Raw genomic sequence first — 21,648 nt, forward strand, 5'->3', positions numbered from 1 at the left:
TTCCATAACTCTGAGGTGCGAAGTGGTTCTGACCTTTCGGGGTACAGAGAAGTCATTGATGCCCGGCTTCCAGGAAAAGCTGCTAGCCATAACTTATAGAGAACCGTACCGCAAACCGACACAGGTGGACAGGTAGAGAATACTAAGGCGCTTGAGAGAACTCGGGTGAAGGAACTAGGCAAAATGGTACCGTAACTTCGGGAGAAGGTACGCCCTTTTTTGTTAGTTACCACGCGTAGCGAAGCGAAAGAGGGCCGCAGAGACCAGGTGGCTGCGACTGTTTATTAAAAACACAGCACTCTGCAAATTCGTAAGAAGACGTATAGGGTGTGACGCCTGCCCGGTGCCGGAAGGTTAATTGATGGGGTTATCTTCGGAGAAGCTCTTGATCGAAGCCCCGGTAAACGGCGGCCGTAACTATAACGGTCCTAAGGTAGCGAAATTCCTTGTCGGGTAAGTTCCGACCTGCACGAATGGCGTAACGATGGCCACACTGTCTCCACCCGAGACTCAGTGAAATTGAAATCGCTGTGAAGATGCAGTGTACCCGCGGCTAGACGGAAAGACCCCGTGAACCTTTACTATAGTTTTGCACTGGACTTTGATGATGACTGTGTAGGATAGGTGGGAGGCTGTGAAGTGAGGACGCTAGTTCTCATGGAGCCACCCTTGAAATACCACCCTGTTGTTATTGAGGTTCTAACTTGGTCCAGTAATCCTGGATGAGGACAGTGTATGATGGGTAGTTTGACTGGGGCGGTCTCCTCCCAAAGAGTAACGGAGGAGCACAAAGGTACCCTCGGTACGGTCGGACATCGTACCAAGAGTGTAAAGGCATAAGGGTGCTTGACTGCGAGAGTGACGGCTCGAGCAGGAACGAAAGTTGGTCTTAGTGATCCGGTGGTTCTGAATGGAAGGGCCATCGCTCAACGGATAAAAGGTACTCCGGGGATAACAGGCTGATACCGCCCAAGAGTTCATATCGACGGCGGTGTTTGGCACCTCGATGTCGGCTCATCACATCCTGGGGCTGAAGCAGGTCCCAAGGGTATGGCTGTTCGCCATTTAAAGTGGTACGCGAGCTGGGTTTAGAACGTCGTGAGACAGTTCGGTCCCTATCTGCCGTGGGCGTAGGAAAATTGAGAGGAGCTGCTCCTAGTACGAGAGGACCGGAGTGGACGAACCTCTGGTGTACCGGTTGTCACGCCAGTGGCATTGCCGGGTAGCTAAGTTCGGACGGGATAACCGCTGAAAGCATCTAAGCGGGAAGCCTCCCTCAAGATGAGTTTTCCCATGAAGCCCGTTGAAGACTACGACGTTGATAGGCAAGGTGTGGAAGCGTAGTAATGCGTGAAGCTAACTTGTACTAATTGGCTGATTGTCTTGACCATATAATCTGAGTGACTTCAGATTGTAGTAAGCGAACTGAATACCTAAACAAAATGTGTGACTCGAATTCTTTACCAGACCAAAGGCTTATTGAAAATAATTAATACATAAGCCAATGGCAACCAGTTTTCCTGGCGACTATAGCGATTTGGAACCACCTGATCCCTTCTCGAACTCAGTAGTGAAACAAATCCGCGCCAATGATAGTGTGAGGTCTCCTCATGCGAAAGTAGGTCATCGCCAGGGTTTTATTATTTAATATGCGGATATAATCGCATTAATGTAAAGTAGGTTTTGAACTGACAAAATTAGATAAGAGTCAGAGATAACCTATGTAATGTAGCGAATATGCTGGCGTAGCTCAGTTGGTAGAGCAACTGACTTGTAATCAGTAGGTCCCGGGTTCGATTCCTGGTGCCAGCACCATCTAAATAGGGCTAACGTTGACTAAAAATGTTGACAATCCATTCATCTTAAAAGACAATAGCGTTCTTTTTGGAGGGGTTCCCGAGCGGTCAAAGGGATCAGACTGTAAATCTGACGGCTCAGCCTTCGAAGGTTCGAATCCTTCCCCCTCCACCAGTTAAGTGAGAAGTTAAAAGCGGGTGTAGTTCAATGGTAGAACTTCAGCCTTCCAAGCTGATAGCGTGGGTTCGATTCCCATCACCCGCTCCAATGTAGTATATAATATTTGCTTGCTCTCTATTTATTAATGTTAGTAAGCTGATATGATAAGCCCACATAGCTCAGGCGGTAGAGCACTTCCTTGGTAAGGAAGAGGTCGTTGGTTCGAGTCCAGTTGTGGGCACCATGTAATATAAATTAGCAAACGGGGAGACTTTCCGATGGCGAAGGAAAAATTTGAGCGTAAAAAGCCACACGTAAACGTGGGAACAATTGGTCACGTAGACCATGGCAAGACAACACTGACAGCGGCTATTACAACGATCATGGCGAAGAAATATGGCGGTACTGCAAAAGCGTACGATCAAATTGATGCTGCGCCAGAAGAAAGAGAGCGAGGTATTACCATATCAACAGCGCATGTTGAATATGAATCAGCGAGCAGGCACTACGCTCACGTAGATTGCCCAGGCCACGCCGACTATGTCAAGAACATGATTACCGGTGCTGCGCAAATGGACGGAGCGATATTAGTAGTATCAGCAGCAGATGGTCCTATGCCACAAACGAGGGAACATATACTATTGTCTCGTCAGGTTGGAGTTCCATACATTGTAGTATTCATGAACAAAGCGGATATGGTTGATGATCCTGAGTTGTTAGAATTAGTTGAAATGGAAGTTCGTGATTTACTAAGCAGTTATGATTTTCCTGGTGATGACATTCCAATTATTGTGGGTTCAGCGTTAAAAGCATTGGAAGGCGATGATAGTGATATAGGAATTAAAGCCATTGAAAAGTTGGTTGAGACGATGGATTCCTATATTCCAGAGCCAGTAAGAAACATAGACAAGCCATTTTTGTTACCGATTGAAGATGTTTTCTCAATTTCTGGACGCGGAACAGTGGTAACAGGACGAGTCGAGAGCGGTATTGTTAAAGTTGGTGAAGAAGTAGAGATTGTTGGAATAAGAGACACCCAAAAGACGACATGTACAGGTGTTGAGATGTTCCGTAAATTGCTTGATGAGGGTCGAGCTGGTGATAACGTAGGTGTTTTATTACGTGGTACGAAGCGAGATGAAGTGGAGCGAGGACAAGTATTGGCAAAGCCAGGCACCATCAAACCACACACGAAGTTTGAAGCAGAAGTATATGTGTTATCAAAAGAAGAGGGCGGCCGTCATACTCCATTCTTTAATGGCTATCGCCCCCAATTTTATTTCAGAACGACTGACGTAACAGGTACCTGTGACCTGCCATCAGGAGTTGAAATGGTAATGCCAGGAGATAACGTACAATTAGTTGTTAACTTGCATGCACCAATTGCGATGGATGAAGGTTTACGATTCGCAATTCGAGAAGGTGGCCGCACAGTTGGCGCCGGTGTTGTCGCTAAAATAATCGAGTAAAAAGGTAAGATAGTATAGTGGCATGAGCATAAGCTGCTCATGCCGAATATGTTTATAGGCCAGTAGCTCAATTGGCAGAGTGGCGGTCTCCAAAACCGCAGGTTGGGGGTTCGATTCCCTCCTGGCCTGCCAACTACCAAGTGAATATGAAAAGTTCAAACGAAAATCAGAGTAAGATAAAGGATACAATGTCCTGGCTAGCCATTGTGTTAGTGACAGCAGGCGCATTTTTATGTACTTACTATTACACATTCACAGGTCCAATTCAGTCAATAGTATGGCTTGTGTGGTTTATTTTAATTATACTTTTTGGTTACCTAACTACGATAGGTAAACGAATTTTTGTATTTGCACAAGAAGCAAAAGTTGAACTATTAAAGGTGGTTTGGCCTACACGACAAGAAACAATACAAACAACTACAATAGTAATGGTTATGGTTGGATTAACTGGATTTATACTCTGGGGAGTAGATTCAATCATGATGTGGGTAATTGCTAAGTTAACGCATTTAGGGTGAATATGGTGGAGGAACACAAGACAAAACAGTGGTACGTTGTACATGCCTATTCAGGATATGAGAATTTTGTTATGCGTGAAATAACATCTCGCGCAAAGCACCATAATTTACAAGATAAAATAGGTGAGGTTGTTGTACCCTCAGAAGAAGTAGTTGAAATGCGTTCAGGTCAAAAACGCAAAAGTACCCGCAAATTTTTTCCAGGTTATGTGCTGGTTCATATGGTTATGGATGATCAGACATGGCATATGGTCAGAGCAATTCCGAGAGTGTTAGGTTTTATTGGTGGAACTAGTCTCAGTCAGAAACCAACACCAATTTCTGATAAAGAAGCACAAGCAATTATGCAACGAGTTGAGGATGGAGTAACTAAACCAAGACCAAAAATACTGTTTGAACCTGGTGAAGTCGTTAGAGTTAAAGAAGGTCCGTTTGTTGATTTTAATGGTGTTGTTGAAGAAGTTAACTATGAGAAGAATAGATTAAGAGTTGCTGTTCTGATTTTTGGACGATCAACACCTGTAGAACTGGAATTCAGTCAAGTAGAAAAAACATAAATTGCATATAAAATTTTAATATAATTTGTGTAGATTGAGCGTATAAAAATTTAAGTTTTAAAAAACCGGGGAGCTAGAACCTAATTGAAATTTAATTCAATAAAGTCTAGCGTATGACCCATAAGGAGTAAAAATGGCAAAAAAAGTAGAAGCATATATTAAATTGCAGATCCCTGCTGGGAAGGCAAATCCAAGTCCACCAGTTGGGCCAGCTTTAGGTCAGCGTGGTGTAAACATCATGGAGTTCTGTAAAGCGTTTAATGCTGCGACTCAACAAATGGAGCAAGGACTACCTACTCCAGTAGTTATTACTGTTTATAGTGATCGTAGTTTTACCTTTATAACTAAGACCCCTCCTGCTTCAGTTCTTCTGAAGAAGGCAGCTGGTATTCAGAGTGGAAGTGGTACTCCAAATACTAAAAAAGTAGCTAAACTCAAAGTCAGTCAACTTGAAGAAATTGCTAAAATTAAGAAACCTGATCTAACAGCTGCTGACTTATCTGCAGCAGTAAGAAGTATTGCAGGTACTGCTCGTAGCATGGGTATTGAAGTTGATGGGTTGGAATAAGGGGTTACCATGTCAAAATTAAGTAAAAAACAAAAGAAAATGGCGGAAGTCATTAAACCAAATCATTTCTATACAATTACTGATGCTGTAGCTATTTTAAAACAATTTGCATCCACTAAATTTCGTGAAAGTTTAGACATAAGCATTAATTTAGGTGTCGATCCACGTAAGTCAGACCAGGTAGTTCGTTCTTCAACCAATTTGCCTAAAGGCACAGGTAAGACGGTACGAGTTGCTGTGTTTGCACAGGGCGATAATGCTGCTAAGGCTACTGCTGCAGGAGCGGATATTGTTGGATTTGAAGATTTAGCTGATAAAATTAAAGCAGGTGAAATGGATTTTGATGTTGTTATAGCAACTCCAGATGCAATGAGAATTGTAGGTCAATTAGGACAGATTTTGGGACCAAGGGGACTGATGCCCAATCCTAAAGTCGGAACCGTAACAACCAATGTTGAAGCAGCTGTTAATGATGCTAAGTCAGGTCAAGTGAGATACAGAACTGACAAAAATGGAATCATTCATTGTTCTGTAGGTAAAGCTGATTTTGCTCCTGAGGATGTGCTTGAAAACATTGTGGCGTTAATTAACGATCTGAAGAAGGCAAAGCCATCATCATCGAAAGGACAATATTTAAAGAAAATATCCTTGTCTACTACAATGGGTCCAGGATTACCTATTGATATTTCATCAATACCTGTGTAAGATCTCTTCCCATTTTTAAGAATTCACGGCATAGACTAGGTTCCATGCCGTCGAAGACCGCAGGTGCCTAGGCTTAATTTCCTGCGCAGACGGTGAACCGGCTCCTTATAAAGAGACGGCCACCATAACTGTCAAATCTATGCGATTTGTCATATTAGGAGGTCAGTAACGTGACATTAAATTTAGCTGCAAAAAAAGCCGTTGTTGAAGAAGTGACTGCAGTCGCATCTAAGGCTATTTCAGCAGTGGTTGCTGATTATCGTGGGTTAACTGTTAATCAAATGACGCAGTTACGTAGTGAAGCACGTAAATCAGGTGTATATCTTCGAGTAGTGCGAAACACACTTACTAGAAGAGCTTTTAAAAACACTGAATTTGAATGCTTGAACGACCTACTTGTAGGTCCGTTATTTGTTGCATTATCACTTGAGGCACCAAGTGACGCTGCAAGACTACTAAAAGAATTCGCAAAAACATTTGAAAAGCTTGAGATTAAAGCATTATCAGTTGGTGGTAAAGTATACAATGCAAATCAAATTGATGCTGTTGCAAGTTTACCAACACGCGATGAAGCTATAGCCAAGCTAATGTATGTGATGAAAGCGCCAATTGAGAAGTTTGTCCGTACACTTGCAGAGCCACACGCCAAATTGGTTCGAACTCTAGCAGCAGTGAAAGACAAAAAAGCAGGAACTCCCGCTTAATCATTATTTAATTTTAATTAGGAGCTAGTAATGGCTGTATCAAAAAATGAAATATTAGATACAATTTCTAAAATGTCAGTAATGGAAGTTGTAGAATTAATTGAAGCAATGGAAGAGAAATTCAACGTTTCTGCTGCCGCTGCTGCCGTAGCTGTTGCTGCACCAAGTGCTGCTGCCGCTTCTGCTGCTGAAGAGCAAACTGAATTTACTGTTGTTATGTCCAGCTTTGGTGCAAATAAAGTAAACGTTATCAAAGCAATTCGTGGCATCACCGGTCTTGGTTTGAAAGAAGCTAAAGATTTAGTAGAAGGTGCACCATCAACAGTTAAAGAAGGTGTATCAAAAGATGAAGCTGCTAGCATCAAGAAAGAGCTTGAAGAAGCTGGTGCTACAGTAGAAGTTAAATAATTAAGACATAGCAGTATTTTAGGACCCAGCCATGTTCACATGGCTGGGTTTACTCGTTTGAAAATCATCAATAATTTACAGAGGAACCACCATGGCAGTTGCAGAAGCTAAACCTCAATATTCGCATGCTGAGAAAAAACGATTTCGCAAAAGCTTTGGTAAGCAGACAGATATAATGCCTATACCGAATCTGCTTGAAATTCAACTTAAATCCTATAGGGATTTTCTCCAAACTGACACTAAATTAAGTGAACAACTGAATACAGGATTGCACGCTGCGTTCTCTTCTGTATTTCCTATCGAAAGTTTTTCAGGTAATGCTAGGCTTGAATACGTCGGATATAAACTAGGTGAGCCAGCATTTGATGTTCGTGAATGTAAGTTGAGAGGATTAACTTATTCAGCCCCTCTCAGGGTCAAAATTAGACTTGTTGTTCTTGATAAAGACGCAAGCGATGATCCAAAACCTATAAAAGATATAAGAGAGCAAGATGTATTTATGGGTGAAATCCCTTTGATGACTGATGTTGGTACATTTGTAGTCAATGGAACTGAACGAGTAGTAGTTTCACAATTACATCGGTCTCCGGGTGTTATATTCGAACATGATAAGGGTAAAACACATTCTTCAGGCAAATTACTCTATTCTGCAAGAATAATTCCCTATCGTGGTTCATGGTTGGATTTTGAATTTGATCCTAAGGATTGCGTTTATGTGCGTATTGATAGACGCCGTAAGCTACCTGTAACAATATTGCTCAGAGCATTAGGCTATGAAGCAGAAGATATTTTAAGTGAGTTTTTTGAAACAACCAGCTGCCATCTAAAAAATGGCGAGTATCACATTGATCTGATTCCTCAGCGCTTGCGTGGGGAAATAGCTTCATTTGACATACATGTTCCTGAAACAGGAGAGCTCATAGTAGAACAAGGCCGTAGAATTACTGCGAGGCATATTAAGCAAATGGAAAAAAGCCAAATGCAGGATCTTGTTGTACCAAGTGATTATCTCATTGGAAAAACACTAGCAAAAAATATTGTAGATACATCAACAGGTGAATTCTTGGCTCAAGCCAATGAAGAAGTAAGCGAAGAATTGCTTGATGCTATGGCTAATCGTGGCATTCTGCAGTTTGATATGATTTATACTAATGATCTAGATCATGGTTCTTACATTTCAGATACATTAAAAATTGATCCTACAGCTTCACAATTAGAAGCACTAGTTGAAATTTATAGAATGATGCGCCCTGGAGAACCGCCAACTAAAGAAGCCGCTGAAGCCCTATTTAAAAATTTATTCTTTGTTGAAGAACGATATGATCTATCCGCAGTTGGACGGATGAAATTTAATCGTAGAGTAGGAATTAAGAATGACGAAGGTCCTGGAACCTTGGCTAAAGAAGATATTTTGTCAGTAATTAAAACTTTAATTGACATTAGAAACGGGATCGGAATGGTAGATGATATCGATCATCTTGGAAATCGCCGGGTACGAAGTGTTGGCGAAATGACTGAAAACCAGTTTAGAGTTGGTCTTGTTCGTGTGGAGCGTGCTGTTAAAGAGCGTTTAAGCCTGGTTGAATCTGAAAATCTGATGCCGCAGGATTTAATTAATGCCAAACCAGTTTCAGCAGCCATCAAAGAGTTTTTTGGATCCAGTCAGCTCTCTCAATTTATGGATCAAGTGAATCCATTATCGGGTGTTACCCATAAACGCCGTGTATCTGCTTTAGGCCCCGGTGGATTAACTCGCGAACGGGCTGGATTTGAAGTGCGCGATGTGCATACAACTCATTATGGTAGAGTATGCCCAATTGAAACTCCTGAAGGTCCAAACATTGGTTTGATAAACTCATTATCTGTCTATGCGAGAACTAATGAATACGGCTTTATTGAGACACCTTGCCGTAAGGTGGTTAATGGACGTGTGACAGATGAAATTGAATATTTATCAGCTATTGAAGAAGTTGACCAATATATAGCTCAATCGAATGTAGAACTTGATGAAAAGGGCAATATACTTGCTGATTTAGTACCATGTAGACATCAAAATGAATTCTCTCTAACTACTCCAGATAATATTAATTATATGGATGTTTCACCTAAACAAATCGTTTCTGTTGCAGCATCATTAATTCCATTTCTAGAACACGATGATGCAAACAGAGCGCTGATGGGTTCAAACATGCAACGCCAGGCAGTTCCTACCCTACGATCAGAGAAGCCACTAGTTGGAACTGGAATGGAACGAATTGTTGCCTCTGATTCCGGGGTTTCGGTTGTAGCAAAACGAGGTGGAGTAATTGATCTCGTAGATGCTTCACGTATCGTGGTCCGAGTGAATGATGATGAGACAACAGCTGGTGAAACAGGGGTAGATATTTATAACTTGACTAAATACTTTCGTTCAAACCAGGATACTTGTATTAATCAAAGGCCTATAGTGTCTACTGGCGATCGAATTCAACGTGGTGATGTATTAGCGGATGGACCATGTACTGATATGGGGGAATTGGCTTTAGGTCAAAATTTATTAGTCGCCTTTATGCCATGGAATGGTTATAACTTTGAGGATTCTATTCTTATATCAGAACGTATCGTACAAGACGATAGATTCACTACTATCCATATTGAAGAGTTAACTTGTATCGCACGTGATACCAAATTAGGTACAGAAGAAATTACAGCGGATATCCCCAATGTAGGTGAGTCTGCACTGTCCAATCTGGATGAGTCTGGTGTGGTTTACATAGGGGCAGAAGTAAAAGCCGGTGATATTCTCGTAGGTAAAGTGACACCTAAAGGGGAAACACAACTTACACCGGAAGAAAAACTTTTAAGAGCAATTTTTGGTGAAAAAGCATCTGATGTTAAAGACTCTTCACTAAGAGTCCCATCCGGAATGAATGGTACTGTTATTGATGTACAGGTTTTCACACGAGATGGGCTGGAAAAGGATGCGCGAGCAAAGAGCATTGAAGAAGAGCATCTGGCTAGAGTCCGTAAAGATTTGATAGATGAGCGCCGTATTCGCGAAGAAGACATATATCACAGAGTTTCTCATTTACTTTTGGGCAAAGTTGCCACCGGTGGTCCTGCAAGCTTAAAGCCAGGATCCAAAATTGCTCAAGATTATTTAGATAAAATAGAAAGAGAGAAGTGGTTCGATATTCGCTTGGATGATGACACTGTAAGTCAACAACTAGAGCAACTTTCTAAGCAATTGGAACTCCTAACTAAAGAAATGGAGAAGCGCTTTAATGATAGTCGTAAAAAAATTATTCAGGGTGATGATTTAGCTCCTGGAGTATTGAAAATTGTTAAAGTCTATTTGGCGGTTAAAAGAAGAATTCAACCTGGCGATAAAATGGCAGGTCGCCATGGAAACAAAGGAGTAATTTCTATAGTTGTGCCAGTAGAAGATATGCCACACATGGAGGATGGAACAGCAGTAGATATAGTTCTTAATCCATTAGGGGTACCATCCCGGATGAATATTGGTCAGGTTCTTGAGACTCATTTAGGATTGGCAGCTAAAGGGTTGGGAAGAAAGGTTGCTCAATTGCTTGAAGAGAAACAATCACCTTCAGAAGTAAGAGCATTTCTTGAGAAAATATACAATCATGATGGTGTACAACGTGTTAATTTAAAATGCCTCGATGATGAAGAGTTAATGATATTAGCAGATAACCTGAGATCAGGTGTTCCAATGGCGACACCAGTTTTTGACGGTGCCACTGAGAAGGAAATTAAAAGCATGCTGCAATTAGCAGGGATGTCGGCTGATGGTAAAACTGTACTGATAGATGGTAGAACAGGGAATAAATTTGATAATCCAGTCACTGTAGGATACATGTATATGCTGAAATTAAATCATTTAGTTGATGACAAGATGCATGCACGTTCAACTGGCTCCTACAGTTTGGTAACTCAGCAGCCGCTAGGTGGTAAAGCTCAATTTGGTGGTCAGCGTTTTGGTGAGATGGAAGTGTGGGCGCTGGAAGCATATGGTGCCGCATACACATTGCAGGAAATGCTAACTGTAAAATCAGATGACGTTGGAGGTCGAACAAAGATCTACAAAAATATAGTCGATGGAGACCATCGTATGGACCCAGGGATGCCTGAATCCTTCAATGTATTGTTGAAAGAAATTAGAGCGCTGGGAATTGACATCGAGTTAGAGCATGACTAACTCTTCAGCGATACATACTGACTAAACATTTTTTGGAGGCACAGACTTGGCTACTCTAAACAACGACCCAATGAAAAAAGCGCCGGTAATGAGTGATTTACTAGGCATTCTTAAGCAACAAGGTCAAAGTGAAGAATTTGATGCAATCAAAATTGCACTGGCGTCACCTGAACTAATACGCTCATGGTCCTATGGAGAAGTAAAGAAACCAGAAACTATTAATTATAGGACATTTAAGCCTGAAAGAGATGGATTGTTTTGCGCTAAGACCTTCGGTCCAGTTAAGGATTATGAGTGCTTATGTGGAAAGTATAAGCGATTAAAGCATCGTGGTGTTATTTGTGAGAAATGCGGTGTTGAGTTAGCACTTGCTAAAGTAAGACGTGAGAGAATGGGGCATATTGAGTTAGCTAGCCCTGTTGCGCACATATGGTTTTTGAAGTCTCTTCCTTCCAGAATTGGTTTATTGCTTGATATGACCTTGAGAGACATAGAACGAGTTCTCTATTTTGAAGCTTTTGTTGTTGTTGATCCAGGGATGACTGAACTTGAAAGAGGTCAATTGCTGAATGACGAAGCGTATCTCGATGCAATGGAACAGTACGGAGATGAATTTGATGCTCGTATGGGAGCTGAAGCAATTCGTGACTTGTTACGACAAATTGATTTGGAAGATGAAATTAAAAGGTTACGTGAAGAGCTACCAACAACCAATTCCGAAACGAAGATTAAAAAAATTACCAAAAGATTAAAACTTCTTGAAGCATTTTACGAATCCGGAAACAAACCTGAGTGGATGATCATGGATGTTCTTCCTGTTCTTCCACCTGATTTAAGACCATTAGTGCCATTAGATGGTGGACGTTTTGCTACTTCTGATTTAAATGATTTATATAGACGTGTCATTAATAGAAATAATCGATTAAAACGTTTACTTGACTTAAATGCGCCAGACATTATTGTTCGTAATGAAAAGAGAATGTTGCAAGAATCAGTAGACGCTTTACTTGATAATGGAAGACGCGGTCGAGCAATCACTGGCACAAATAAGAGACCTCTCAAATCATTAGCTGATATGATTAAAGGGAAACAAGGTCGCTTTAGACAAAATCTTTTAGGTAAGCGCGTTGACTATTCAGGACGTTCAGTAATTGTAGTTGGTCCAACCTTAAAGTTGCATCAATGTGGATTGCCAAAAAAAATGGCACTGGAATTGTTTAAACCATTCATATTTTCCAAATTGGAATTTAGAGGTCTGGCTACAACTATTAAAGCCGCCAAAAAAATGGTTGAGCGTGAGGAATCGGTAGTTTGGGATATACTGGATGATGTTATTAGAGAGCATCCAATTTTACTAAACCGAGCTCCCACTCTTCATCGACTCGGTATTCAGGCGTTTGAACCTGTCTTAATCGAAGGAAAGGCAATCCAGCTCCATCCTTTAGTATGTACAGCGTATAATGCTGACTTTGACGGCGACCAAATGGCAGTGCATGTACCTTTAACCTTAGAGGCGCAACTGGAAGCTCGTTCACTGATGATGTCTACTAACAATATTTTGTCTCCAGCCAGTGGTGAGCCAATTATTGTTCCCAGTCAGGACGTTGTTCTTGGTTTATATTATCTAACCCGGGAAAAAGTTAATGCATTAGGCGAGGGTAAAATATATTCAAGCGCGCAAGAAGCACAAAATTTTTATGAAGCTGGTCATCTTGACATTCATGCGAAAATAAAAATTCGTATGCCTAATGAAGAGGAAGGATCAACTGGGCATCACCTGGTTGAAACAACGGTTGGACGCGCTATATTGGCTGAGGTTTTACCTAAAGGTATGTCTTTCGATTATATAAATCGAACAATGACGAAGAAAGTTATCTCAAAAGTTATTGATAGCTGCTACCGTAAATTTGGTTTAAAAGAAACAGTAATTTTTGCTGACCAATTGATGTACACAGGTTTTAAGTATGCTACTCGCTCGGGTGCATCGATAGGTATTGAAGATATGGAAATACCTGATGATAAGGCTAGTATTATTGAGCATGCTGATAATGAAGTAAGAGAAATTGAATCTCAATTTCGATCTGGTTTGGTTACTAACGGTGAACGTTACAATAAAGTAATCGATATTTGGTCGAGAACTAATGAATTAGTTGCTAAATCAATGATGTCTAAAATTGCCACAGAAGAAGTAACCGATGCCAAGGGCAAGAAAGTTAGACAAGAATCTTTTAACCCAATTTTTATGATGGCGGATTCTGGTGCTAGAGGATCTGCAGCTCAGATAAGACAGCTTGCTGGAATGCGCGGGTTGATGGCTGCTCCAGATGGTTCAATTATTGAAACACCTATTACAGCCAACTTCCGTGAAGGCTTGAATGTATTCCAGTATTTTATTTCTACCCATGGAGCTCGCAAAGGTCTAGCAGATACAGCATTGAAGACAGCAAACTCAGGTTATTTGACCAGACGTTTGGTTGACGTAGCACAAGACGTTGTAATCACCGAAGATGATTGTGGCACTGATACAGGTATTTTAATGCAGCCGCTAATTGAAGGCGGTGATATCGTCGAGCCATTGCATGAACGAGTACTCGGACGAGTGGTTGCTTCCGATGTCTATATCCCCAGCCAAACTGATCCTGTTGTTAAAGCGGGTACTCTCTTGGATGAAGATTGGGTTGAAAAATTAGAGAAGCATGGGGTTGACCAAATTATGGTTAGGTCACCAATCACTTGTCAAACAAGATTTGGATTGTGTGCAAAATGTTATGGTAGAGATTTAGCCAGAGGTCACCTTGTTAATACAGGTGAGGCCGTAGGTATTATAGCTGCGCAGTCAATTGGAGAACCGGGAACACAGCTGACCATGCGTACCTTCCACATTGGAGGAGCTGCGTCCAGGGCAACTGCGGCAAACAATATTCAAATCAAGACGAAAGGGGTTATTCGTTTACATAATATAAAAACAGTAACTCATGAAAATAAGAATTTAGTTGCTGTTTCCCGCTCTGGTGAGGTTACAATTGTTGATGAATTTGGACGTGAGCGTGAGCGATATAAGGTTCCTTATGGGGCTGTAATTTCTGCTCAGGATAATTCACCCGTTGAAGCAGGGCAGGTTATTGCAACATGGGATCCGCATACTCACCCAGTTATTTCCGAAGTATCAGGTTACTTAAAGTTTGTTGATTTAATTGATGGTATAACCATGAATAGACAAACAGATGAATTAACAGGCTTGAGCAATATAGTAATTATAGATGCCAAGCAGCGTAGTGCAGCAGGGCGTGATTTACGTCCAATGGTTAAATTAGTTACCAATGAAGGAGATGATATTTACCTTGCGGGTACTAATGTTCCAGCACAATATTATTTACCTGTAGATGCCATTGTTAATTTTGAAGACGGTAATCTGGTGGGTATAGGAGACGTTATCGCACGTATCCCGCAAGAGCGCTCGAAAACTCGCGATATTACAGGGGGTTTACCAAGAGTTGCCGATTTATTTGAAGCACGGAAGCCAAAAGATTCGGCAGTAATGGCAGAAGTATCAGGTTTAGTTAATTTTGGTAAGGAAACAAAGGGTAAACGTCGTTTGATAATAAATGTCACTGAAGATCAATGTCACGAGGAATTAATTCCAAAATGGCGTCATATTTCAGTGTTCGAAGGAGAGCACGTAGAGCGAGGAGAGATAATTGCAGAAGGAGCACTCAATCCTCATGATATATTGCGCCTATTAGGTGTCGGTGCACTTGCTAATTACATTGTGAATGAAGTTCAGGATGTATATCGTTTGCAAGGTGTAAAAATAAATGACAAGCACATAGAAACAATTGTAAGACAAATGTTGCGCAAGCGAGTCATTACTTTTGCTGGGGATTCCAAATTCCTGGTAGGAGAGCAAGTAGAAGAAAGCGTCATGCTTCAAGAAAATGACAAGCTTATAGACGAAGGAAAACAAATCGCTAGAGGCACACCTATACTATTGGGTATTACGAAAGCTTCTTTGGCAACGGAGTCCTTTATCTCAGCCGCTTCATTCCAAGAGACGACAAGAGTATTAACTGAAGCTGCGGTTAGTGGTAAAGTTGATGAACTACGTGGCTTAAAAGAAAATGTGATGGTTGGTCGCCTGATCCCGGCGGGAACAGGATATACATATCACCAAAGCCGAAAGGCAAAAAGAGCAAGGGCTGCAGCAGGTGGAGATACTTCAGCAACACATACGGTTACTGCAAGTGATGTTGAGCACGCGTTGAGTGAAGCATTAAACGCGGATAATCATGAACATTAATCAGGATTCAAAAATGGCAGATTTAAACTTGACAAATCTGCCGTACCTATATAGAATCCGGCCTCCTTATGCATTCAAAATATTCACAAGTGACAGATCGGAGTTAAGTATAAATGGCTACTATTAATCAGTTAGTAAGAAAGCCTCGTGTGGACGTAAAGAAGAAAAGTAACGTACCAGCACTAGAGTCATGTCCACAAAGACGCGGTGTATGTACTCGCGTATATACTACTACACCTAAAAAACCTAACTCAGCTATGCGTAAGGTTGCTCGTGTACGTTTAACCAATGGATTTGAAGTCACATCCTATATTGGTGGTGAGGGACATAATTTACAAGAACACTCAGTTGTTTTAATTAGAGGTGGTCGTGTTAAGGATTTACCTGGTGTGCGCTACCACACAGTTAGAGGTAGTTTAGATACATCTGGTGTAAATGATAGAAAACAAGGCCGTTCTAAGTACGGTACAAAAAAGCCAAAAGATAAAAAATAACCGATTGTAGGAAAATTGAGATGCCAAGAAGAAGAGAAGTACCCAAAAGAGAAATTTTACCTGATCCAAAGCATCATAGTGAACTACTAGCTAAGTTCATTAATGTTTTAATGGTTAGCGGTAAAAAATCAATTGCTGAAAAAATAATTTATGGTGCTCTAACTATCATGGAAGAGCGCGTTAAAAAAGTTAAAAAGACTGATGATGAAGGTGGTGAAGCTGGAAGCAGTGGAAATGCCGGATCAGTACTTCGTTATTTTGAAGAAGCACTAGATAATGTTCGACCAAGTGTGGAAGTGCGTTCACGTCGTGTAGGTGGAGCAACATATCAAGTGCCAGTAGAAGTAAGACATGACAGAAGCATAGCACTTGGAATGCGATGGATTGTTCAAGCTGCGCGCACACGCGGTGAAAAAGGGATGATGCTACGTTTGGCAGGAGAGCTGATGGATGCCTATGAAAGCAAAGGTTCTGCAGTGAAAAAACGTGAAGATACACATAAAATGGCAAAAGCTAACCAAGCATTTGCACATTTTCGATGGAATTAGAGAGAGATAAGCCGTGGCAACTCCACTAAAACTATATAGAAACATAGGCATAGCGGCCCACGTTGATGCCGGAAAAACAACAACTACTGAACGTGTTCTATATTATACAGGGATGTCTCATAAGATTGGTGAGGTTCACGATGGTGCTGCAACTATGGACTGGATGGTTCAGGAGCAGGAACGCGGTATAACCATTACCTCTGCGGCAACAACTTGTTATTGGCCAGGAATGGATAAGCAATTTGAGCCACATCGTATCAACATTATAGATACTCCTGGGCACGTTGATTTTATGATTGAGGTAGAGCGTTCTTTACGTGTACTGGATGGTGCAATTGTTGTATTTGACTCCGTATCAGGCGTTGAGCCTCAATCTGAAACAGTATGGCGCCAAGCCAATAAATACGGTGTTCCTCGCATAGTTTTCGTAAACAAAATGGATAGAATGGGCGCGAACTTTTTGAGAGTGGTTACTCAGATCAAACAACGATTAGGTTCAAACCCAGTTGTAGTTCAATTGCCTATTGGAGCTGAAGAAGAATTTAAAGGTGTAATCGATCTCATTAAAATGAAAGCAATTGAGTGGGATGAAGAAAATAAAGGTATGACATTCAAGTATCTTGATATACCTGCTGATTTAAGAGAAACTTGCGAAGAGTATCGTGCACATATTATTGAAGCAGCTGCAGAAGACTCAGAAGAGTTAATGGAAAAATATTTAGAAGGTGAGGCATTTACCGAGGCTGAAATTAAGAAAGCTCTGCGACATCTGACTGTTACAAATAAAATAGTACCAGTATTTTGTGGTTCAGCCTTTAAAAATAAAGGCGTACAAGCAGTACTTGATGGAGTGATTGAATATCTCCCATCTCCCACAGATATTCCTGATGTTCAAGGAGTAGATGAATACGGTAACGAAACACACAGAAAAACAAGTTATGATGAGCCTTTTTCCGCCTTGGCGTTCAAAATTGCAACTGACCCCTTTGTTGGTACATTAACTTACTTTCGAGCCTATTCAGGTATTCTCAAAAGTGGTGATACAGTACTTAATTCAGTTAAAGATAAAAAAGAGCGTATTGGACGTTTACTACAAATGCATGCTAACTCTCGTGAAGAAATAAAAGAGGTAAGAGCGGGAGATATAGCAGCAGCAGTTGGTCTTAAAACAGTCACTACTGGTGATACACTCTGTGATCAAAGTAAAGTAGTTATTTTAGAAAGAATGGATTTCCCTGATCCTGTTATTGCAGTGGCCGTTGAACCAAGAACAAAGGCCGATCAGGAGAAAATGGGAATTGCATTAGGTAAGTTAGCTCAAGAAGATCCATCTTTCAGAGTTCATACCGATGAAGAATCTGGTCAAACAATCATTGAAGGTATGGGAGAGCTACACCTTGAAATTATTGTTGACCGTATGAAAAGAGAATTCAATGTAGAAGCTAATGTTGGTAAACCACAAGTTGCCTATAGAGAAACATTGAAGCAGGCGATCGAGCAAGAAGGTAAATTCGTAAGACAATCTGGTGGACGTGGTCAATATGGACACGTATGGTTGAAAATTGAACCTCAAGAGTCTGGAAAGGGTTATGAATTTATTAATGCAATCGTTGGTGGTGTGATTCCCAAAGAATATATCCCTGCTGTAGATAAAGGGGTACAAGAGCAAATGCAGAATGGTGTGATCGCTGGATATCCTGTTGTTGATGTTAAAGTGACACTATTCGATGGCTCATTCCACGAGGTTGACTCAAGTGAAATGGCATTTAAAATTGCTGGTTCTCAATGCTTTAAGCAAGGTGCATTAAAGGCTAAACCAGTTCTTCTTGAACCAATTATGAGCGTTGAAGTAGTAACACCTGAGGACTATATGGGGGACGTTATGGGAGACCTTAACAGACGCCGTGGATTGGTTCAAGGTATGGAAGACTCACCAGCAGGTAAAATAGTTAGAGCAGAAGTTCCTCTTGCAGAAATGTTTGGTTATTCAACCGATTTGCGTTCTGCTACTCAAGGAAGAGCAACATATACGATGGAATTTTCTAAGTATGCTGAAGCACCAACAAACATTGCTGAAGCAATTATAAAGAAACAATAAAAAGTTAACGAGGTTATTGAAATGGCGAAGGAAAAATTTGAGCGTAAGAAGCCGCACGTAAACGTGGGAACAATTGGTCACGTAGACCATGGCAAGACAACACTGACAGCGGCTATTACAACGATCATGGCGAAGAAATATGGCGGTACTGCAAAAGCGTACGATCAAATTGATGCTGCGCCAGAAGAAAGAGAGCGAGGTATTACCATATCAACAGCGCATGTTGAATATGAATCAGCGAGCAGGCACTACGCTCACGTAGATTGCCCAGGCCACGCCGACTATGTCAAGAACATGATTACCGGTGCTGCGCAAATGGACGGAGCGATATTAGTAGTATCAGCAGCAGATGGTCCTATGCCACAAACGAGGGAACATATACTATTGTCTCGTCAGGTTGGAGTTCCATACATTGTAGTATTCATGAACAAAGCGGATATGGTTGATGATCCTGAATTGTTAGAATTAGTTGAAATGGAAGTTCGTGATTTACTAAGCAGTTATGATTTTCCTGGTGATGACATTCCAATTATTGTGGGTTCAGCGTTAAAGGCATTGGAAGGCGATGATAGTGATATAGGAATTAAAGCCATTGAAAAGTTGGTTGAGACGATGGATTCCTATATTCCAGAGCCAGTAAGAAACATAGACAAGCCATTTTTGTTACCGATTGAAGATGTTTTCTCAATTTCTGGACGCGGAACAGTGGTAACAGGACGAGTCGAGAGCGGTATTGTTAAAGTTGGTGAAGAAGTAGAGATTGTTGGAATAAGAGACACCCAAAAGACGACATGTACAGGTGTTGAGATGTTCCGTAAATTGCTTGATGAGGGTCGAGCTGGTGATAACGTAGGTGTTTTATTACGTGGTACGAAGCGAGATGAAGTGGAGCGAGGACAAGTATTGGCAAAGCCAGGTACCATCAAACCACACACGAAGTTTGAAGCAGAAGTATATGTGTTATCAAAAGAAGAGGGCGGCCGTCATACTCCATTCTTTAATGGCTATCGCCCCCAATTTTATTTCAGAACGACTGACGTAACAGGTACCTGTGACCTGCCATCAGGAGTTGAAATGGTAATGCCAGGAGATAACGTACAATTAGTTGTTAACTTGCATGCACCAATTGCGATGGATGAAGGTTTACGATTCGCAATTCGAGAAGGTGGCCGCACAGTTGGCGCCGGTGTTGTCGCTAAAATAATCGAGTAAATATAATGAGTAGCAATCAAAACATTAAAATAAGATTAAAATCGTTTGATCATCGGCTGATTGATCTATCAACCCGTGAGATCGTTGATACAGCAAAGCGAACTGGTGCACAAATACGTGGACCAATTCCATTGCCTATTCGGAAAGAGAAATTTACTGTATTGACTTCACCACATGTTAATAAAGATGCAAGAGATCAATACGAATTACGTACTCATAAACGCCTGGTCGTTATTGTTCATCCAACTGAAAAAACTGTAGATGCTTTGATGAAATTGGATTTGGCAGCCGGGGTTGATGTTCAGATAAGCCTTGATGACTAATTATTCAAGGTAGAGGATATTAAAGAGGTGTTACAATGATGATCGGTTTATTAGGCCGTAAGATCGGTATGACGCGCGTCTTCACACCAGAAGGGGTTTCAATTCCTGTTTCTGTTGTAGAAGTTCAGCCAAATCGTGTTTCACAGTTAAAAACAGCAGCCAATGATGGTTATTCAGCTGTTCAATTGACAGGTGGAGCAAGGAAATCAAGCAAAGTGAGCAAGCCAATGGCTGGGCACTTCGCAAAAGCAGAAATTGATGCTGGTGATATGCAAGTTGAATTTCGTATTGACTCAGAGGAAGCATATACACTTGGTCAAGTTGTTTCTATAGCAGATGTATTTACCGCAGGGCAATATGTGGATGTATCTGGTTTATCTAAAGGAAAGGGTTTTGCAGGAACTGTTAAACGATATAATTTCAGAACTCAAGATGCATCGCATGGTAACTCCAGATCGCACCGAGTTCCTGGTTCGATAGGGCAAAATCAGACTCCAGGTCGTGTATTCAAAGGAAAGAAAATGGCTGGTCATATGGGTAATGCTCGATGCACCATTCAAAGTCTCGAATTGGTACAAGTGGATTCTGAAAGAAACCTATTACTCATTAAAGGCGCCATTCCTGGTGCTCCAGGCACAAAAGTAGAAATAAAGCCTGCAGTTAAAAAGCAAGCAAGAGGTGAGTGATGGAAATTACTACAATAGATACAAACTCAAAATTGAAACTTAATGAAGCCATTTTTTCCTATACTTACAATGAAGGTCTAGTCCATCAGGCTGTAGTAGCATTTATGAATAATGCGCGAAGTGGTAATAGTGCGCAAAAAACCCGTTCTGAAGTAAGTGGTGGTGGAAAAAAACCTTGGAATCAAAAAGGTACAGGCCGAGCCAGAGCAGGAACTATACGTAGCCCTATATGGAGAAGCGGTGGGGTCACGTTTGCATCTAAAAAAAGAGATTATTCACAAAAACTTAATAAAAAAATGTACAAACGTGCATTACGTAGTATAATCTCCGAACTTTGCCGTACTGGTAATCTAGTTGTTGTAAGCGATTTCCAATGTGAAAGCCACAAAACTAAAGATTTTCTCAAAAAAATGAATCAGATGAATATTAATAATGCACTGATCATTATGAGTGAAGTAGGTGAAAATGAATACCTGGGTTCAAGAAACCTGATAGATTTTGATATCTGTGATGTTACAACTATAGATCCTGTTTCCTTACTACGATTTGAGAAGGTTGTTGTTACAGAAACTGCAATTAAAAAAATTGAGGAACAGTTACAATGAACGCTGAGAGATTGATGATGGTTCTTCGAGAGCCACATACTTCTGAAAAAGCAACTGTCATGGCGGATAAGTTCAAACAGTTCACTTTCAAAGTACTGAAAAATGCAACTAAAACTGAAATTAAGTTAGCTGTTGAGCATGTATTTAATGTTAAAGTTAAAAGTGTATCTGTAGTCAATGTGAAGGGTAAATCGAAACGTTTTAAACAAACTAGCGGCAAACGAAGCGACTGGAAAAAGGCTTTTGTTTCTCTTCATGAAGACCAAGATATAGACTTTACAGTTACCGAATAAGGCAGATAA

At 40.9% G+C, this 21,648-nt stretch carries 17 protein-coding genes, 5 tRNA genes and 2 rRNA genes (1 of these 24 only partly in view); all 24 read left to right on the forward strand.

The annotated features are described in order from the left end of the window. A 23S ribosomal RNA gene (locus tag ACZ5EK_RS01635) occupies nucleotides 1–1,391 on the forward strand (it extends 1,505 nt beyond the left edge of the window). Nucleotides 1,392–1,519: 128 nt separating this feature from the next. Beyond that, a 5S ribosomal RNA gene (gene rrf, locus ACZ5EK_RS01640) occupies nucleotides 1,520–1,635 on the forward strand. Between the two features lie 104 nt (nucleotides 1,636–1,739). Continuing rightward, nucleotides 1,740–1,815, forward strand: a tRNA-Thr gene (locus ACZ5EK_RS01645). A 71-nt stretch (nucleotides 1,816–1,886) separates the two neighbouring features. Continuing rightward, nucleotides 1,887–1,971, forward strand: a tRNA-Tyr gene (locus tag ACZ5EK_RS01650). Nucleotides 1,972–1,990: 19 nt separating this feature from the next. Further along, nucleotides 1,991–2,064: transfer RNA gene (locus ACZ5EK_RS01655), tRNA-Gly, on the forward strand. Between the two features lie 60 nt (nucleotides 2,065–2,124). Further along, nucleotides 2,125–2,200: transfer RNA gene (locus ACZ5EK_RS01660), tRNA-Thr, on the forward strand. 34 nt (nucleotides 2,201–2,234) lie between these two features. Continuing rightward, entirely contained in the window at nucleotides 2,235–3,425 is a 1,191-nt protein-coding gene (tuf, locus tag ACZ5EK_RS01665) for an elongation factor Tu (protein ID WP_464431071.1), read from the forward strand. A 56-nt stretch (nucleotides 3,426–3,481) separates the two neighbouring features. After that, nucleotides 3,482–3,557 (forward strand) — tRNA-Trp (locus ACZ5EK_RS01670). Between the two features lie 14 nt (nucleotides 3,558–3,571). Beyond that, on the forward strand, nucleotides 3,572–3,943 hold the full coding sequence (gene secE / locus ACZ5EK_RS01675) for a preprotein translocase subunit SecE (protein ID WP_464431072.1): 372 nt from the start codon (nucleotides 3,572–3,574) through the stop codon (nucleotides 3,941–3,943). Between the two features lie 2 nt (nucleotides 3,944–3,945). Next, nucleotides 3,946–4,500, forward strand: coding sequence for a transcription termination/antitermination protein NusG (gene nusG / locus ACZ5EK_RS01680; RefSeq protein ID WP_464431074.1), 555 nt, complete (start codon nucleotides 3,946–3,948; stop codon nucleotides 4,498–4,500). Between the two features lie 133 nt (nucleotides 4,501–4,633). Further along, nucleotides 4,634–5,068, forward strand: coding sequence for a 50S ribosomal protein L11 (gene rplK / locus ACZ5EK_RS01685; protein ID WP_464426215.1), 435 nt, complete (start codon nucleotides 4,634–4,636; stop codon nucleotides 5,066–5,068). Between the two features lie 9 nt (nucleotides 5,069–5,077). Next, on the forward strand, nucleotides 5,078–5,773 hold the full coding sequence (gene rplA / locus ACZ5EK_RS01690; protein WP_464431076.1) for a 50S ribosomal protein L1: 696 nt from the start codon (nucleotides 5,078–5,080) through the stop codon (nucleotides 5,771–5,773). 170 nt (nucleotides 5,774–5,943) lie between these two features. After that, nucleotides 5,944–6,477: a 50S ribosomal protein L10 gene (gene rplJ / locus ACZ5EK_RS01695; RefSeq protein ID WP_464426217.1), complete on the forward strand. Its 534-nt coding sequence runs from the start codon at nucleotides 5,944–5,946 to the stop codon at nucleotides 6,475–6,477. A 30-nt stretch (nucleotides 6,478–6,507) separates the two neighbouring features. Beyond that, complete coding sequence (gene rplL, locus ACZ5EK_RS01700) at nucleotides 6,508–6,885, forward strand: 50S ribosomal protein L7/L12 (protein ID WP_464426218.1); 378 nt, start codon at nucleotides 6,508–6,510, stop codon at nucleotides 6,883–6,885. Nucleotides 6,886–6,976: 91 nt separating this feature from the next. Continuing rightward, a complete protein-coding gene (gene rpoB / locus ACZ5EK_RS01705; RefSeq protein ID WP_464431077.1) occupies nucleotides 6,977–11,083 on the forward strand; it encodes a DNA-directed RNA polymerase subunit beta in 4,107 nt (1,368 codons plus the stop codon). Between the two features lie 88 nt (nucleotides 11,084–11,171). After that, nucleotides 11,172–15,380 carry a DNA-directed RNA polymerase subunit beta' gene (rpoC, locus tag ACZ5EK_RS01710; protein WP_464432434.1) on the forward strand — a complete coding sequence of 1,403 codons (4,209 nt, stop codon included), beginning with the start codon at nucleotides 11,172–11,174 and terminating at the stop codon, nucleotides 15,378–15,380. Nucleotides 15,381–15,493: 113 nt separating this feature from the next. Further along, nucleotides 15,494–15,874, forward strand: coding sequence for a 30S ribosomal protein S12 (gene rpsL, locus ACZ5EK_RS01715; protein WP_004450478.1), 381 nt, complete (start codon nucleotides 15,494–15,496; stop codon nucleotides 15,872–15,874). A 20-nt stretch (nucleotides 15,875–15,894) separates the two neighbouring features. Then, nucleotides 15,895–16,422, forward strand: a complete 528-nt coding sequence (rpsG, locus tag ACZ5EK_RS01720) for a 30S ribosomal protein S7 (protein ID WP_464426220.1) — start codon at nucleotides 15,895–15,897, stop codon at nucleotides 16,420–16,422. Between the two features lie 13 nt (nucleotides 16,423–16,435). Further along, on the forward strand, nucleotides 16,436–18,520 hold the full coding sequence (fusA, locus tag ACZ5EK_RS01725) for an elongation factor G (protein WP_464431079.1): 2,085 nt from the start codon (nucleotides 16,436–16,438) through the stop codon (nucleotides 18,518–18,520). A gap of 21 nt (nucleotides 18,521–18,541) precedes the next feature. Next, complete coding sequence (gene tuf / locus ACZ5EK_RS01730; RefSeq protein ID WP_464431071.1) at nucleotides 18,542–19,732, forward strand: elongation factor Tu; 1,191 nt, start codon at nucleotides 18,542–18,544, stop codon at nucleotides 19,730–19,732. Nucleotides 19,733–19,737: 5 nt separating this feature from the next. Further along, a complete protein-coding gene (gene rpsJ / locus ACZ5EK_RS01735) occupies nucleotides 19,738–20,055 on the forward strand; it encodes a 30S ribosomal protein S10 (protein ID WP_010946077.1) in 318 nt (105 codons plus the stop codon). Nucleotides 20,056–20,090: 35 nt separating this feature from the next. Then, a complete protein-coding gene (rplC, locus tag ACZ5EK_RS01740) occupies nucleotides 20,091–20,741 on the forward strand; it encodes a 50S ribosomal protein L3 (RefSeq protein ID WP_464431080.1) in 651 nt (216 codons plus the stop codon). Next, nucleotides 20,741–21,346 carry a 50S ribosomal protein L4 gene (rplD, locus tag ACZ5EK_RS01745; RefSeq protein ID WP_464431081.1) on the forward strand — a complete coding sequence of 202 codons (606 nt, stop codon included), beginning with the start codon at nucleotides 20,741–20,743 and terminating at the stop codon, nucleotides 21,344–21,346. Before rplC ends, rplD begins: the two co-directional genes overlap by 1 nt. Continuing rightward, nucleotides 21,343–21,639: a 50S ribosomal protein L23 gene (gene rplW, locus ACZ5EK_RS01750; protein ID WP_464426223.1), complete on the forward strand. Its 297-nt coding sequence runs from the start codon at nucleotides 21,343–21,345 to the stop codon at nucleotides 21,637–21,639. The genes rplD and rplW overlap by 4 nt, the downstream gene beginning before the upstream one ends. Nucleotides 21,640–21,648: the final 9 nt, after the last annotated feature.

The organism is Legionella sp. JM-2024, from assembly GCF_055389095.1.